The following is a 14,174-nucleotide window of genomic DNA, read 5'->3' as shown; positions in this document are numbered from 1 at the left end:
TATGAAGCCCGTCCTCATCTACTCCAGCGATTACTGCCCCTACTGCATCCGCGCCAAGCAGCTGCTCACGCACAAAGGCGTCGACTTCGAGGAGATCAGGGTCGACGGCAAGCCACAGCTGCGTGCCGAAATGAGCCAGAAGGCCGGCCGCACGTCGGTGCCCCAGATCTGGATCGGTGACACCCACGTCGGCGGTTGCGACGAACTCCACGCCCTCGAGCGCGCCGGTCGGCTCGACGCGCTGCTCGAGGCGTGATGCCTCCACTGTTCCACCTCTTTCAGGATAAGGATCTGCCATGACTGACCAACAGACCACCGGCGCGGCGGAAGACACTTCCCCGCAATTCTCCATGCAGCGCATCTATGTGCGCGACCTGTCGTTCGAAGCCCCGAAAAGCCCGGCGATCTTCCGCCAGCAGTGGGAGCCGAGCGTCGCGCTGGACCTGAACACCAAGCAGAAGGCGTTGGAAGGCGACTTCCATGAAGTGGTGCTGACCCTGTCGGTCACCGTCAAGAACGGTGAAGAAGTCGCGTTCATCGCCGAAGTTCAGCAGGCCGGCATCTTCCTGATCAAGAACCTCGATGCGTCCTCGATGAGCCACACCCTGGGCGCGTTCTGCCCGAACATCCTGTTCCCCTACGCGCGCGAAACCCTCGACAGCCTGGTGACCCGTGGTTCGTTCCCGGCCCTGATGCTGTCGCCGGTCAACTTCGACGCCCTGTACGCGCAGGAAATGCAGCGCATGCAGGAAGCCGGCGAGGCGCCGACGCAGCAGTAAGCCAAGACCGTCGGCCCGCTGGCAACGCCTTGGGCCGACACCCTGCCATCGTTCTCGCATGCATCCACCTGGCCTGCAACAGGCCTTGGCAGGCGCTGGTTTGCCAGTGATACGCCAGGGTCAAGGCATGCGGCAAAGCGGCTACCGCTATCGCGGGCAAGCCCCCCACAGGTCGGCATGAACGACCCCGCACTTCAGCAAACTGCATGAACGACTCCGCATCTTGGCGACCCCGCGCGCCCTTGTGGGAGCTGGCTTGCCAGCGATAGGGCCCGTGACGTCACCGCTTCGAACGCCCGTTGCCACGGCGCCATCGAGCCCCGCTGCGTCTACCTGAAACCCTGTTGCCGCCATGCCTCATAGACCGCCACCGCCACCGTGTTGGACAGGTTCAGACTCCTGCACCCAGGCTGCATCGGCAGTCGCACCCGTTGTTCGGCGGGCAGGCTGTCGAGCACGTCGGCCGGCAGACCACGGCTTTCTGGCCCGAACAGGAAGGCGTCCCCCGGCCCATAGGCCACCTCGTGATAGGGATGCGACGCCTTGGTCGTGAAGGCGAACACCCGCGGTTGGCCCAGGCTTTCCAGGCACTGCGCCAGGCTCTCGTGACGCTTGAGCGTGGCATACTCGTGGTAGTCCAGCCCGGCGCGGCGCAGACGCTTGTCGTCCAGCTCGAAGCCGATCGGTTCGATCAGGTGCAGCGCACAGCCACTGTTGGCGCACAGGCGAATGATGTTGCCGGTATTCGGCGGAATTTCAGGTTGAAAAAGGATCACGTGAAACATGCACGGCTCCAAGCACGAAGATGGCGAGCATTCTACCTCCGAACCGGATCCGCGCTATAAGGCGTGGAAGCGCATGCTGCTGTCCTTGGCGTTGTTCGGGGTGCTGGTCGGCCTGATGATCGGTCGCTTGACTGCACCCCAGACGCCTGTGCTGGAGCAGGTCCAGGTGCTTGAGGGTGGCCTGGACCTGTGGTTCGACGAAGCGCCGAAGCTGCATGGCGAGCTAGTCGACGGCACCGTGGCCGTGCTCTTCGAAGCCACGGGCGCGCCGGCGCGTGGCCAGGTGCACTGGCAGGGCAAGCCGGTGGCCTGGCAACTGCGGGCACGCAAGGAGGGGTTGTTCCTGATCCTGGTGGCCGCTCGCCCCCTGCGCGGTGACTGGCACGGCGCAGAGGAGGCGGGGCGCTGGCGGGTACGGGTGACACTGCGGGAATAAAAGAGGGGATGTCTCGGCCTGCCTGTACCAAGGTCCCCAAAACTGGAAGTACCTGGACTATTGCAGATGCCGTGCCAATTTCAGAAACCCCCGTAAAACCGCTGGATCTGACCGTCTTCTGGAAAAAACAGCCCCTGAAATGCCTTGAGACGGTGCGAAGGGCACAAGCACGGTGCACGACGCGCTTTGCCCACCGTGTCCTGGCCGTGGTTACTCGCCGTCATCCTCGTCCGAACCGCCGACGTTCATTTCCAGCTCCTTGATCTTGCGCGTCAGCGTGTTGCGGCCCCAGCCCAGCAGCAGGGCGGCATCGCGTCGACGTCCGGCCGTGTGCTTGAGCGCAGTCTCGATCATGATCCGCTCGAAGCTCGGCACGGCGCTGTCCAGCAGGTTGGTCTGGCCCCGTGCCAGGGCCTGGTCGGCCCACTGGCGCAAGGCCTGCTCCCAGTTGGAGACCGGCACCGCGTCCTGCGGCAGATTCAACAGTTCGGGCGGCAGGTCGCCGATCAGCACCTCGCGGCTCGACGCCATCACAGTGATCCAGCGGCAGGTGTTCTCCAGTTGCCGAACGTTGCCCGGCCAGGGCAGGTTGCGCATGAATGCCTCGGTTTCCGGCTTGAGCAGCTTCGGCTCGACCGCCAACTCCTGTGCAGCCCGGCCCAGGAAGTGCCGGGCCAGGGTCGGGATGTCCTCGCGGCGGTCGGCCAGGCGCGGGATATGGATACGGATCACGTTCAGCCGGTGGAAGAGGTCTTCACGGAATTTGCCCGCCTGCACCAAGGTTTCCAGGTTCTGGTGGGTCGCGGCGATGATGCGCACGTCCACCTTGACCGGGATGTGTCCGCCTACCCGGTAGAACTCGCCGTCGGCCAGCACCCGCAGCAACCGCGTCTGGGTATCGGCCGGCATGTCGCCGATCTCGTCGAGGAACAGCGTGCCGCCGTCGGCCTGTTCGAAGCGTCCACGGCGCAGGTTGGCGGCTCCGGTGAACGCACCTTTCTCGTGGCCGAACAGCTCGGACTCCATCAGGTCCTTGGGGATGGCGGCCATGTTCAGGGCGATGAACGGTGCGGCCGCACGCGGGCTGTGCCGGTGCAGGGCATGGGCTACCAATTCCTTGCCGGTGCCGGATTCGCCGTTGATCAGCACGGTGATGTTGGAGTGGCTCAATCGGCCGATGGCGCGGAACACCTCCTGCATCGCCGGCGCCTCGCCGATGATCTCGGGCGTGCGGGCCAGGGCTGCTGGGGCGCTGAGGCCCTGTTGCTCTTGCGCATGCTGATTGGCGCGCTTGACCAGCGCCACCGCCTCGTCGATGTCGAACGGCTTGGGCAGGTACTCGAAGGCCCCCCCCTGATAGGACGCCACGGCGCTGTCCAGATCGGAATGCGCGGTCATGATGATCACCGGCAGGCGCGGATGCTGCTCGCGGATCTGGGCCAGCAGGTCCAGGCCGCTGGCGCCGGGCATGCGGATGTCGGAAATGATCACGTCCGGCTGCTGGCGGGCCAGGCGACCCATGACCCCGTCGGCGCTGTCGAAACTCTGGGTGTTCATGCCCTCCTGCTGCAGGGCTTTTTCCAGCACCCAGCGGATCGAGCGGTCGTCGTCGACGATCCAGACGGTTTCACTTCGGCTCATGAGACGGTGGCTCCTTGTTCCAAGGGCAGGAAGATCGAGAACGTGGTGTGGCCAGGATGGCTGTCGCACTCGATCAGGCCCTGATGCTGGCTGATGATGTTCTGGGTGATGGCCAGGCCCAGCCCGGTACCGTCCGGGCGTCCGCTGACCATGGGGTAGAAGAGCGTGTCCTGCAGTTCGGCGGGAATGCCGGGGCCGTTGTCGATGATCTCGACACGGGCCACCAGGCGGTGCCGGGTGTGGCCGATGGTGAACTGGCGCATGGCACGGCTGCGCAAGGTGATGCGGCCCAGGCGCAGTTCGTTCTGCGCACCGATCGCCTGCATGGCATTGCGCACGATGTTCAGCACCGCCTGGATCATCTGTTCGCGGTCGATCAGCACGTCCGGCAGGCTCGGGTCGTAGTCGCGCACCAGGGTGATGACGCCTTGGCTTTCAGCCTCCACCAGGCTGCAGACCCGCTCCAGCACCTCGTGGATGTTGGTCATGGCCAGGGAAGGCAGCTTGTTCGAGCCCAGCATGCGGTCGACCAGGTTGCGCAAGCGGTCGGCCTCCTCGATGATCACGTTGGTGTAGTCGCGCAGGTCGTCCCCGGACAACTGCCGGGCCAGCAATTGGGCCGCGCCACGGATGCCACCCAGCGGGTTCTTGATCTCGTGGGCCAGGCCGCGCACCAGCATCTTGGTGGTTTCCTGCTTGGACAGCTGGGCCTCTTCCTTGGTGATGCGCAGCAGGCGATCACGCGGGTGCACTTCCAGCAGCAGCAGCGTCTGGCCCTGGTTGAGGATGGGCGTGACGGCATAGTCGACGGTCAGGCTCTGGCCATTGAGCGAGGTCAGCTGTGCCTCGCGCTTGGTGAACGGATGCGCCTGCTCGACGGCCTGGCGCAGCGAGTTGAGCGCCTCGGTCGACTCGGTGAACAGCTCGCTGATGAACTGCCCGTGGCTGCGCTGGCCGCTGACGGCCAGCAGCATCTCGGCCGCCGGGTTCATGTACTCCAGGCGCAGGGCGCTGTCGAGCAGCAGGGTGGCCGTGGTGAGGTTGTCCAGGAGCAGACGGTGCAGGGCATCACTGATGGTCATGGCGCGTCTTCGACCTCTTCTGGCGCAGGTGCCTCGATAAGGATCGCAGGCGGGCGAATGGATGGACTCGCAGGTGCCTTTGAAAATGCAAGAACCAAACCAAGGCTCCGAAAAGAAGCGGCGCTCTGGGGAAAAGACCTATATTCGGGCGAGCCTTGCCAAGGACGCGTGCTTCTTTCTCGACAAATGACCCGTAAAAGGATGCGCTTGACCTCGTCTCCCGGTAAAGCGCACCAAACCAGGGCGTCGCCGTTATCGAGCCTCCTCGCAAAGTGGCAGGGTGGCCACGCCGAGCGCTGCCTGTCGAAGCAGGTCGTTCGAGCGGGAGATTGTCGCGTGATAGAGCCACGGTCCACAGGTGGGCACACCGGCCTGCTCGAAGAGGGCGAGGTTGCGCAGCAATTCGTGCTGCAGGGCGTCAAGCCGAGGCCGCAGCTCGGCGCGCAAGTCCTGGCGCGGAGTATCGGGCGCCTGTCCGCTGGCCTTCCAGCGATCCAGCAGGCTCCGCTGGATCAGCTTCCCGGCGCTCATCTGGTCGATGAAGAACGCTTCTGCCCGATCCGGATCCAGCCCATGCTTCGGCGCTTCGCGACGCACGTTGGCGATGATCTGCCGCTCGCGCTCGTCGTCCTGGACGGGCTGTCCAAGGTCCCACTTGTGCAGGGCGACGGCTTCGGCAATGTCCAGCCTGCGCTCGATGAGGTCCAGCAAGGGGGCCAGTCTCGGTTCGACAGGCGCGGCAGAGGCGAAACTGGCGAAGGCCGTCAGGATCAGCGGCAGGAACAGGGTAGGGCGCATGGGCAGGTCTCCAGGGGGCGAAGCATCGAGTGTGCTCATCGTGCCCAGGCGCTCAAGTCGGACGTTTCCCAAATAGCGATCGGAAAATGAAAAACGGCCTCCAAGGGAGGCCGTTTCGAATGCGCGACGTCAGGACGTCAATGCATCACAGGCTGTAGTACAGGTCGTACTCCAGTGGGTGCACGAAGGTACGCACCTTGATCTCTTCCTCGGACTTCAGCTCGATGTAGGCATCGATGAAGTCGTCGGAGAAGACGCCGCCCTTGGTCAGGAAGGCGCGGCCCTTGTCCAGCTCTTCCAGGGCTTCCTTCAGGCTGCCGCAGACCTGCGGGATCTGCTTGGCCTCTTCGGGCGGCAGGTCGTACAGGTTCTTGTCGGCGGCGTCGCCTGGGTGGATCTTGTTCTGGATACCGTCCAGGCCGGCCATCAGCAGCGCGGCGAAGCACAGGTACGGGTTGGCTGCCGGGTCCGGGAAGCGCGCTTCGATACGACGGGCTTTCGGGCTGGACACGTACGGGATACGGATCGAGGCCGAACGGTTGCGCGCCGAGTAGGCCAGCATGACCGGCGCTTCGAAACCAGGCACCAGACGCTTGTAGGAGTTGGTGGCCGGGTTGGTGAAGCCGTTCAGGGCCTTGCCGTGCTTGATGATGCCGCCGATGAAGTACAGGGCGGTGTCGGACAGGCCGGCATAGCCTTCACCGGAGAAGGTGTTCTTGCCGTCCTTGGAGATCGACATGTGCACGTGCATGCCCGAACCGTTGTCGCCGTACAGGGGCTTGGGCATGAAGGTCGCGGTACGGCCATAGGCGTCGGCGACGTTGTGCACGCAGTACTTGAGGGTCTGGACTTCGTCGGCCTTGGCCACCAGCGTGTTGAACTTCACGCCGATTTCGTTCTGACCGGCGGTCGCCACTTCGTGGTGGTGCACTTCGACGACCTGGCCCATCTCTTCCAGGGCGTTGCACATGGCGGTGCGGATTTCGTGGTCGTGGTCGACCGGCGGCAGCGGGAAGTAGCCCCCTTTCACGCCTGGGCGGTGACCCTTGTTGCCGCCTTCGACGGCCTGGTCGGTCATCCAGGAACCCTGCTCGGAGTAGATCTTGAACATCGAGCCGGAGATATCGGACTTGAACTTCACTTCGTCGAAGATGAAGAACTCAGGCTCGGGACCGACGAACACGGTGTCGCCGATGCCGGTGGACTTGAGGTATTCCTCGGCGCGACGGGCGATGGCGCGTGGGTCGCGGTCGTAGCCCTGCATGGTGGACGGCTCGATCACGTCGCAGACCAGGATCAGGGTCGGCTCTTCGGTGAACGGGTCCAGCACGGCGGTGCTGTCATCCGGCAGGAGGATCATGTCGGAGGCTTCGATGCCTTTCCAGCCCTCGATGGAGGAGCCGTCGAACATCTTGCCAGCTTCGAAGAAGTCGTCTTCCAGCGCATCGCGAGCTGGCATGGTGACGTGTTGCTGCTTGCCTTTGGTGTCCGTGAAACGCAGATCAATCCACTTGACGTCATGATCTTTGATGAGTTGAACCGACTTCGACATGTTGTCCTCCGGATGGTCTAGGACGCGGTAGGCCGCTGCCCTGGAAAAGGGTGTCGCTGGGCCCGCATAGTCGGCCAAGCTTACCTGCCTCACAAGGGAGCAAATTGCATGCCAGTGCCCGAAAATGGCCAGCCAGCGCCACCTGCATGCCTGAGCGCGGCATCTCGTCCTCGGGTGCGCGCCTATGCGCACCCTTTAGAGGCAGGTTTTCAAGCTGACGCACCAATTTAGAGCATGGCAACCGTTTGTACAAAAGTTGCTCAAACCCTCAGGCATTTCCGCTATAATTCGCGCCCCTCATTTTCGGCAGGCATGCGCGCACCGCTTTCATGAAACTTATCGTCAAAGTCTTCCCAGAGATCACCATCAAGAGCCGGCCGGTGCGCAAGCGCTTCATCCGTCAGCTCGGCAAGAACATCCGTACCGTGCTCAAGGACCTGGATCCGGCGCTGTCGGTCGATGGTGTCTGGGACAATCTCGAGGTCAACACCCAGGTCGAGGACGAGAAGCTCCAGCGCGAGATGGTCGAGCGCATGAGCTGCATGCCGGGTATCGCGCATTTCCTGCAGGTCGAGGAATACCCGCTGGGCGACTTCGACGACATCGTCGACAAGTGCCGCGCGCATTTCGGCCCGCTGCTGGCCGGCAAACGCTTCTCGGTGCGCTGCAAGCGCGCCGGTCACCATGACTTCACCTCGATGGACGTCGACCGCTACGTCGGCAGCCAGCTGCGCCAGCAGTGCGGCGCCGCCGGCATCGACCTCAAGCACCCCGAGGTGGAGGTGCGCCTGGAGATTCGTCACCAGCGCCTGTTCATCGTGCACACCCGTCACCCCGGCATCGGCGGCTACCCGCTGGGCGCGCTGGAGCAGACCCTGGTGCTGATGTCCGGCGGCTTCGACTCCACGGTCGCCGCCTACCAGATGATGCGCCGCGGCCTGATGACCCACTTCTGCTTCTTCAACCTGGGTGGGCGCGCCCACGAGCTGGGCGTGATGGAAGTCGCCCACTACCTGTGGAAGAAGTTCGGCAGCAGCCAGCGCGTGCTGTTCGTCAGCGTGCCGTTCGAGGAAGTGGTCGGCGAGATCCTCGGCAAGGTCGACGACAGCTACATGGGCGTGACCCTCAAGCGCATGATGCTGCGTGCCTCGGCCACCATCGCCGAGCGGCTGCAGATCGACGCGCTGGTCACCGGCGAGGCGATCTCCCAGGTGTCGAGCCAGACCCTGCCGAACCTCGCGATCATCGACCAGGCCACCGACAAGCTGGTGCTGCGCCCGCTGCTGGCCAGCCACAAGCAAGACATCATCGACACCGCCTACCAGATCGGTACCGCCGAGTTCGCCAAGCACATGCCTGAGTACTGCGGCGTGATCTCGGTGAACCCGACCACCTGCGCCAAGCCGCACCGCGTCGTGCGCGAGGAGCAGGAGTTCGACATGGCGGTGCTCGAACGCGCCCTGGAACGTGCCCGCTTCATCTCGATCGACAACGTCATCGACGAACTGGGCAAGGACGTGGCGGTCGAGGAGGTCGGCGAGGCCCTGCCCGGCCAGATCGTCATCGACATCCGCCACCCCGATGCCCAGGAAGACGCGCCGCTGGTGCTCGACGGCATCGAGGTCCAGGCCCTGCCGTTCTACGCGATCAACAACCGGTTCAAGCAGCTCGATGCCAACCGGCAGTACCTGCTTTATTGCGACAGAGGCGTCATGAGCCGCCTGCATGCGCATCACCTGCTCAGTGAGGGACATGCCAATGTGCGTGTTTATCGTCCGACATAAGACGCCGGGGCTGTATGGCGGCAGTATCCGCCATCGCCCTCCCGACCAACGGGCCTGCTGAGCACTGTTTGTTCTTATTGGCCGCCTACACTGGGCGGCGACCGAATCCTCTGATCGAGATACAGTTGTGATCGAAAATCTGCGTAACATCGCCATCATCGCCCACGTCGACCATGGCAAGACCACCCTCGTCGACAAGCTGCTGCGCCAGTCCGGTACCCTGGAGCGCGGCGAGCTCAACGACGAGCGCGTGATGGACTCCAACGACCAGGAAAAAGAGCGCGGCATCACCATCCTGGCGAAGAACACCGCCATCAACTGGAACGGCTACCACATCAACATCGTCGACACCCCCGGCCACGCCGACTTCGGTGGCGAGGTGGAGCGTGTGATGTCGATGGTCGACTCCGTGCTGCTGCTGGTCGACGCACAAGACGGCCCCATGCCGCAAACCCGCTTCGTGACCAAGAAGGCCTTCGAAGCCGGCCTCAAGCCGATCGTCGTGATCAACAAGGTCGACCGTCCGGGCGCGCGTCCTGACTGGGTGCTGGACCAGATCTTCGACCTGTTCGACAACCTCGGCGCCACCGACGAGCAACTGGACTTCCAGGTCGTCTACGCCTCGGCCCTGAACGGCATCGCCGGTCTGGACCACACCGCCATGGCCGAAGACATGACCCCGCTGTACCAAGCGGTCGTCGATCACGTGCCTGCCCCAGCGGTCGACCGTGACGGCCCGTTCCAGATGCAGATCTCCGCGCTGGACTACAACAGCTTCCTCGGTGTCATCGGCGTCGGCCGCATCGCCCGTGGTCGCATCAAGCCGAACACCCCGGTCGTTGCCATCGATGCCGACGGCAAGAAGCGTAACGGCCGTATCCTCAAGCTGATGGGCCACCACGGTCTGCACCGTGTGGACGTCGAAGAAGCCCAGGCCGGCGACATCGTCTGCATCAGCGGTTTCGACGAGCTGTTCATCTCCGACACCCTGTGCGACCCGACTGCCGTCGAAGCGATGAAGCCGCTGACCGTCGACGAGCCGACCGTTTCCATGACCTTCCAGGTCAACGATTCGCCGTTCTGCGGCAAGGAAGGCAAGTTCGTCACCAGCCGCAACATCAAGGACCGTCTGGACAAGGAACTGCTCTACAACGTTGCCCTGCGCGTCGAAGAGACCGATTCCCCAGACAAGTTCAAGGTCTCGGGCCGCGGCGAGCTGCACCTGTCGGTCCTGATCGAAACCATGCGTCGCGAAGGCTTCGAGCTGGCCCTGGGCCGTCCGGAAGTGATCATTCGTGAAGTCGACGGCGTCAAACAGGAGCCGTTCGAAAACGTCACCATCGACATCCCTGAGGAATCCCAGGGCAAGGTCATGGAAGAGATGGGTCTGCGTAAAGGCGACCTGACCAACATGGTCCCGGATGGCAAGGGCCGTGTGCGCCTGGAATACAACATCCCGGCACGTGGTCTGATCGGTTTCCGTAACCAGTTCCTGACCCTGACCAACGGTGCAGGCATCCTGACCTCGATCTTCGATCGCTACGACAACGTGAAGTCCGGCCACATGTCCGGTCGCCTCAACGGCGTTCTGGTCTCGGTCGAGACCGGCAAGGCCCTGACCTACTCGCTGGAAACCCTGCAAGCGCGCGGCAAGCTGTTCGTCGAGCACGGCCAGGAAATCTACGGCGGCCAGATCATCGGTCAGAACAGCCGCGACAACGACCTGGGCGTCAACCCGACCAAGGGCAAGAAGCTCGACAACATGCGTGCTTCGGGTAAAGACGAAGTCATCGCCCTGGTTCCGCCGGTTCGCTTCACCCTGGAGCAGGCGCTGGAGTACATCCAGGAAGACGAACTGTGTGAAGTCACGCCGAAGTCGATCCGTCTGCGCAAGAAGATCCTGGACGAAGGCGAGCGTACCCGCGCTGCCAAGAAAGCCAAGAACTGAGTGAGCTCAGGCTGAACTGAAACGCCCCCGGTCGAAAGGCTGGGGGCGTTTTTTTTTGGCTTCAAGCTTCAAGCTTCAAGCTTCAAGCAAAAGCAGGCAGGAATTGGCAGGAAGGCGATGCTCTTGTTTGCCACTTGCCACTTGCCACTTGCCACTTGCCACTTGCCACTTGCCACTTGCCACTTGCCACTTCAGGCTTTCTTCGGCTTGTACGCACAATACCCAGGCCGCGGCCCTACCCGCGGATGGTTGCGGCAGGTGTCCGGGCGCTTGTCATAGATGGTGCACAGCCGGCTTTTGCGGTCCAGGTACAGGCAGTCGTCGTTGCTCATGCGGGTCAGGGTGAAGATGCCGGACTTCTGGTTGAAGCGCTCGACGATGCCGTCCTTCTGCAAGCGCTTGGCCACGTTCTTCGGTGGCTCGTCCTTCTCGAATTCATCCACCACGCCAATGCGGATCAGGTCGCGGATCTTCACTTCCACGGGCAGCGTGCAGCAGGTCGAGTGGCAGCCGCCACACATGTGGCTGGCGTAACGTTGCCAAGTGTCCAGGCGGTCCACTTCGGCGGCGGCGATCAGGGTCGGTTTCATCGGAATCGAAAAGGTCAGGCGGGGTGGGCGCGCGATCATACCGAAATCGCTCAATAAGTGAACAACCTTTCGCCGGTTATCCAGGGTGCAACAAACTCGAACCGAGCCTGCCATCCTGTGTCGAAGCGTCTAGGCTCACTCTTTCCATGGCATGTTGACCGACTGGCTCGAGGACGAAGTATGTCTCAGGATCTCACTACGCGTGACGCGGAGGTGGCGGCATTCCGCGCCGCTGTACTGGACAAGTTGACCTATGCGGTCGGCAAGGACCCGGAGCATGCCTTCGAGCATGACTGGTTCGAGGCGGTCGCCCTGGCGGCCCGCGATCATATGGTCGACCACTGGATGGACCATACCCGTCAGGCCTACCGACGCAGCCAGAAGCGCGTGTATTACCTCTCCCTGGAGTTCCTGATCGGCCGGCTGCTGTACGACAGCCTCAACAACCTCGGCCTGCTCGACATCGCCCGTGAGGCGATGGACGGGCTGGACGTGGATCTGGAGCGCATTCGCCTGCTCGAGCCTGATGCGGCACTGGGCAATGGCGGCCTCGGCCGCCTGGCGGCCTGCTTCATGGAGAGCATGTCGACGCTGGGCATCGCTGCCCATGGTTATGGCATCCGCTACGAGCATGGCCTGTTCCGTCAGGCGGTGGTCGATGGCTGGCAACAGGAGCAGACCGAGAACTGGCTGGACTTCGGCAACCCGTGGGAGTTCGAGCGCGCCGAGGTGATCTATCCGATCAGCTTCGGTGGCAGCGTCGAGACCGTCACCGATGCCGACGGCCAGCAGCGGCAGATCTGGACACCGGGCGAGACGGTGCGGGCCGTGGCCTACGACACCCCCGTGGTCGGCTGGCGCGGTGCCAGCGTCAACACCCTGCGCCTGTGGCGCGCACGTGCGCTGGAGGAGCTGCACCTGGAGCGCTTCAACGCCGGGGACCACCTGGGCGCGGTGGCCGAGGTCGCGCGTGCCGAGAGCATCTCGCGCGTGCTGTATCCGGCCGACAGCACCGAAGCCGGCCAGGAGCTGCGCCTGCGTCAGGAGTATTTCTTCGTCTCGGCCTCGCTGCAGGACCTGCTGCGTCGTCACCTGACCATGCACGACTCCCTGCTGAACCTGCCCGATGCGGCCGCCATCCAGCTCAACGACACGCACCCGTCGATCGCGGTGGCCGAGCTGATGCGCCAGCTGGTCGACCTGCACGAGATCCCGTGGGACACCGCCTGGGACCTGACCGTCAACACCCTGGCCTACACCAACCACACCCTGCTGCCCGAGGCGCTGGAGACCTGGCAGGTGTCGCTGATGGAGCGCATGTTGCCGCGGCACATGCAGATCATCTACCTGATCAACGCCTATCACATCGATGCCGTGCGCGCCAAAGGACTGCACGATTTCGAGCTGCTGCGCGCCGTCTCGCTGATCGAGGAGGACAACGGCCGCCGGGTGCGCATGGGCAACCTGGCGTTCCTGGGGTCGCACAGCGTCAATGGCGTGTCGGCGCTGCACACCAAGCTGATGCGCGACACGGTGTTCGCCGACCTGCACCGGCTCTACCCGGAACGCATCAACAACAAGACCAACGGCGTGACCTTCCGCCGCTGGTTGTACCAGTCCAATCCCCGGCTGACCGACATGCTCGTGGAGGCGCTGGGGCCGGACTTCAAGGATGACCCGCAAGGGCGCCTGGCCGACCTGGCACCGTTCGCCGAAAAAACCGCCTTCCGCCGGCAGTTCGCCGAGCAGCGACTGCACAGCAAGCGCGCCCTGGCCAGCATCATCCAGGAGCGCGTCGGCGTCACCGTCAACCCGGAGGCGCTGTTCGACGTTCAGGTCAAGCGGATCCACGAGTACAAGCGGCAACTGCTCAACCTGCTGCACACCGTGGCGCTGTACCAGGCCATGCGTGCCGAGCCGGAGACCCACTGGGCGCCGCGGGTGAAGATCTTCGCCGGCAAGGCGGCGGCCAGCTACCACCAGGCCAAGCTGATCATCAAGCTGACCAACGACATCGCCCGGGTGGTCAACAACGACCCGACCGTGCGTGGTCTGCTGAAAGTGGTGTTCCTGCCCAACTACAACGTCAGCCTGGCCGAGAGCATCATTCCGGCCGCCGACCTGTCCGAGCAGATTTCCACCGCCGGCTACGAGGCCTCGGGGACCAGCAACATGAAGTTCGGCCTCAACGGGGCCCTGACCATTGGCACGCTGGATGGCGCCAACGTCGAGATGAGCGAGCAGGTCGGCCTGGACAATCTGTTCATCTTCGGCCTGACGGCCCAACAGGTGGAAGCGCGGCGCCGCAGTGGCGACTTCGGTGCCAGCCAGGCGATCGCGTCCTCGCGCCGGCTCAGTGATGTGCTCGACGCGATTCGCAGTGGCGTGTTCTCCCCGGACGATCCGTCTCGCTATACCGGGCTGGTCGATTCGCTGGTGGCCTACGATCGGTTCCTGGTGTGTGCCGACTTCGATGCCTACTGGGACGCCCAGCGCCAGGTCGAGGCGCTCTGGCATCAGCCTCAGGCGTGGTGGCGCAAGGCGGTGCTCAACACCACCCACATGGGCTGGTTCTCGTCCGACCGGACCATCCGCGAGTATGCCACCGAGATCTGGCGCGCACTGGACTGAGCACGGCAGAGGGAAAGGGCAGGGGGCATGGACAGTTGCCCCCGCGAATGCTGAACTACCCGGGCGGCGCGTCGTCAGATGCGCCAGACCCTGTTCCGACCCCCACCTGCGCCTTCGCCTGGGCGAGCGGGGCGGCGACAGCTCGCTA

Annotated in this window: 12 protein-coding genes; 6 read left to right on the top strand and 6 right to left on the bottom strand. The window is 63.7% G+C overall.

The genetic code is table 11. The features are described from left to right. Position 1: 1 nt before the first annotated feature. Both grxC and secB read left to right on the top strand, forming a co-directional pair. Positions 2-256 (top strand): glutaredoxin 3, encoded by a 255-nt coding sequence (gene grxC, locus G7007_RS13080; protein WP_181102346.1) that lies wholly within the window; start codon positions 2-4, stop codon positions 254-256. Positions 257-296: 40 nt separating this feature from the next. Continuing rightward, positions 297-779, top strand: coding sequence for a protein-export chaperone SecB (gene secB, locus G7007_RS13075; protein ID WP_060395261.1), 483 nt, complete (start codon positions 297-299; stop codon positions 777-779). A 329-nt stretch (positions 780-1,108) separates the two neighbouring features. On the opposite strand, the gene trmL is transcribed toward secB, so the two are convergent. Next, positions 1,109-1,564, bottom strand: coding sequence for a tRNA (uridine(34)/cytosine(34)/5-carboxymethylaminomethyluridine(34)-2'-O)-methyltransferase TrmL (gene trmL, locus G7007_RS13070; RefSeq protein ID WP_181102345.1), 456 nt, complete (start codon positions 1,562-1,564; stop codon positions 1,109-1,111). On the opposite strand from trmL, the gene G7007_RS13065 reads away from it, so the two are divergent. After that, the gene (locus tag G7007_RS13065) at positions 1,563-2,000 is read left to right on the top strand and encodes a hypothetical protein (protein ID WP_181102343.1); all 438 of its coding nucleotides are present in this window, start codon (positions 1,563-1,565) and stop codon (positions 1,998-2,000) included. The genes trmL and G7007_RS13065 overlap by 2 nt on opposite strands. A gap of 210 nt (positions 2,001-2,210) precedes the next feature. Here the strand turns inward: G7007_RS13065 and ntrC are convergent, their stop codons facing one another. The 4 genes from ntrC to glnA form a co-directional block, all read right to left on the bottom strand. Continuing rightward, positions 2,211-3,641, bottom strand: a complete 1,431-nt coding sequence (gene ntrC, locus G7007_RS13060; RefSeq protein WP_181102341.1) for a nitrogen regulation protein NR(I) — start codon at positions 3,639-3,641, stop codon at positions 2,211-2,213. Further along, the gene (gene glnL / locus G7007_RS13055; RefSeq protein WP_181102339.1) at positions 3,638-4,723 is read right to left on the bottom strand and encodes a nitrogen regulation protein NR(II); all 1,086 of its coding nucleotides are present in this window, start codon (positions 4,721-4,723) and stop codon (positions 3,638-3,640) included. Before glnL ends, ntrC begins: the two co-directional genes overlap by 4 nt. A gap of 252 nt (positions 4,724-4,975) precedes the next feature. After that, on the bottom strand, positions 4,976-5,521 hold the full coding sequence (locus G7007_RS13050; protein ID WP_181102337.1) for a chorismate mutase: 546 nt from the start codon (positions 5,519-5,521) through the stop codon (positions 4,976-4,978). A gap of 145 nt (positions 5,522-5,666) precedes the next feature. Continuing rightward, positions 5,667-7,073: a glutamate--ammonia ligase gene (gene glnA, locus G7007_RS13045; RefSeq protein ID WP_060395256.1), complete on the bottom strand. Its 1,407-nt coding sequence runs from the start codon at positions 7,071-7,073 to the stop codon at positions 5,667-5,669. Between the two features lie 329 nt (positions 7,074-7,402). Between glnA and thiI the strand changes: the two genes are divergently transcribed. Together thiI and typA are read left to right on the top strand one after the other, a co-directional pair. Continuing rightward, entirely contained in the window at positions 7,403-8,857 is a 1,455-nt protein-coding gene (gene thiI / locus G7007_RS13040; RefSeq protein WP_181102335.1) for a tRNA uracil 4-sulfurtransferase ThiI, read from the top strand. A gap of 127 nt (positions 8,858-8,984) precedes the next feature. Further along, positions 8,985-10,805, top strand: coding sequence for a translational GTPase TypA (gene typA, locus G7007_RS13035; protein WP_181102333.1), 1,821 nt, complete (start codon positions 8,985-8,987; stop codon positions 10,803-10,805). 191 nt (positions 10,806-10,996) lie between these two features. On the opposite strand, the gene G7007_RS13030 is transcribed toward typA, so the two are convergent. After that, positions 10,997-11,395, bottom strand: coding sequence for a YkgJ family cysteine cluster protein (locus tag G7007_RS13030; protein ID WP_181102331.1), 399 nt, complete (start codon positions 11,393-11,395; stop codon positions 10,997-10,999). Positions 11,396-11,575: 180 nt separating this feature from the next. Between G7007_RS13030 and G7007_RS13025 the strand changes: the two genes are divergently transcribed. After that, a complete protein-coding gene (locus G7007_RS13025; protein ID WP_181102330.1) occupies positions 11,576-14,026 on the top strand; it encodes a glycogen/starch/alpha-glucan phosphorylase in 2,451 nt (816 codons plus the stop codon). Positions 14,027-14,174: the final 148 nt, after the last annotated feature.

Origin of the sequence: Pseudomonas entomophila (genome assembly GCF_013523125.1) — a bacterium.
Classification (GTDB): Bacteria; Pseudomonadota; Gammaproteobacteria; order Pseudomonadales; family Pseudomonadaceae; genus Aquipseudomonas; species Aquipseudomonas entomophila_B.
This window is presented reverse-complemented; position numbering and strand designations above follow the sequence as displayed.

Coding starts and splice junctions, on each gene's coding strand:
- thiI (WP_181102335.1), top strand. CDS start 7,403: ATGAAACTTATCGTCAAAGTCTTCCCAGAGATCACCATCAAGAGCCGG.
- grxC (WP_181102346.1), top strand. CDS start 2: ATGAAGCCCGTCCTCATCTACTCCAGCGATTACTGCCCCTACTGCATC.
- G7007_RS13025 (WP_181102330.1), top strand. CDS start 11,576: ATGTCTCAGGATCTCACTACGCGTGACGCGGAGGTGGCGGCATTCCGC.
- G7007_RS13030 (WP_181102331.1), bottom strand. CDS start 11,395: ATGAAACCGACCCTGATCGCCGCCGCCGAAGTGGACCGCCTGGACACT.
- G7007_RS13065 (WP_181102343.1), top strand. CDS start 1,563: ATGCACGGCTCCAAGCACGAAGATGGCGAGCATTCTACCTCCGAACCG.
- ntrC (WP_181102341.1), bottom strand. CDS start 3,641: ATGAGCCGAAGTGAAACCGTCTGGATCGTCGACGACGACCGCTCGATC.
- trmL (WP_181102345.1), bottom strand. CDS start 1,564: ATGTTTCACGTGATCCTTTTTCAACCTGAAATTCCGCCGAATACCGGC.
- glnL (WP_181102339.1), bottom strand. CDS start 4,723: ATGACCATCAGTGATGCCCTGCACCGTCTGCTCCTGGACAACCTCACC.
- secB (WP_060395261.1), top strand. CDS start 297: ATGACTGACCAACAGACCACCGGCGCGGCGGAAGACACTTCCCCGCAA.
- G7007_RS13050 (WP_181102337.1), bottom strand. CDS start 5,521: ATGCGCCCTACCCTGTTCCTGCCGCTGATCCTGACGGCCTTCGCCAGT.
- glnA (WP_060395256.1), bottom strand. CDS start 7,073: ATGTCGAAGTCGGTTCAACTCATCAAAGATCATGACGTCAAGTGGATT.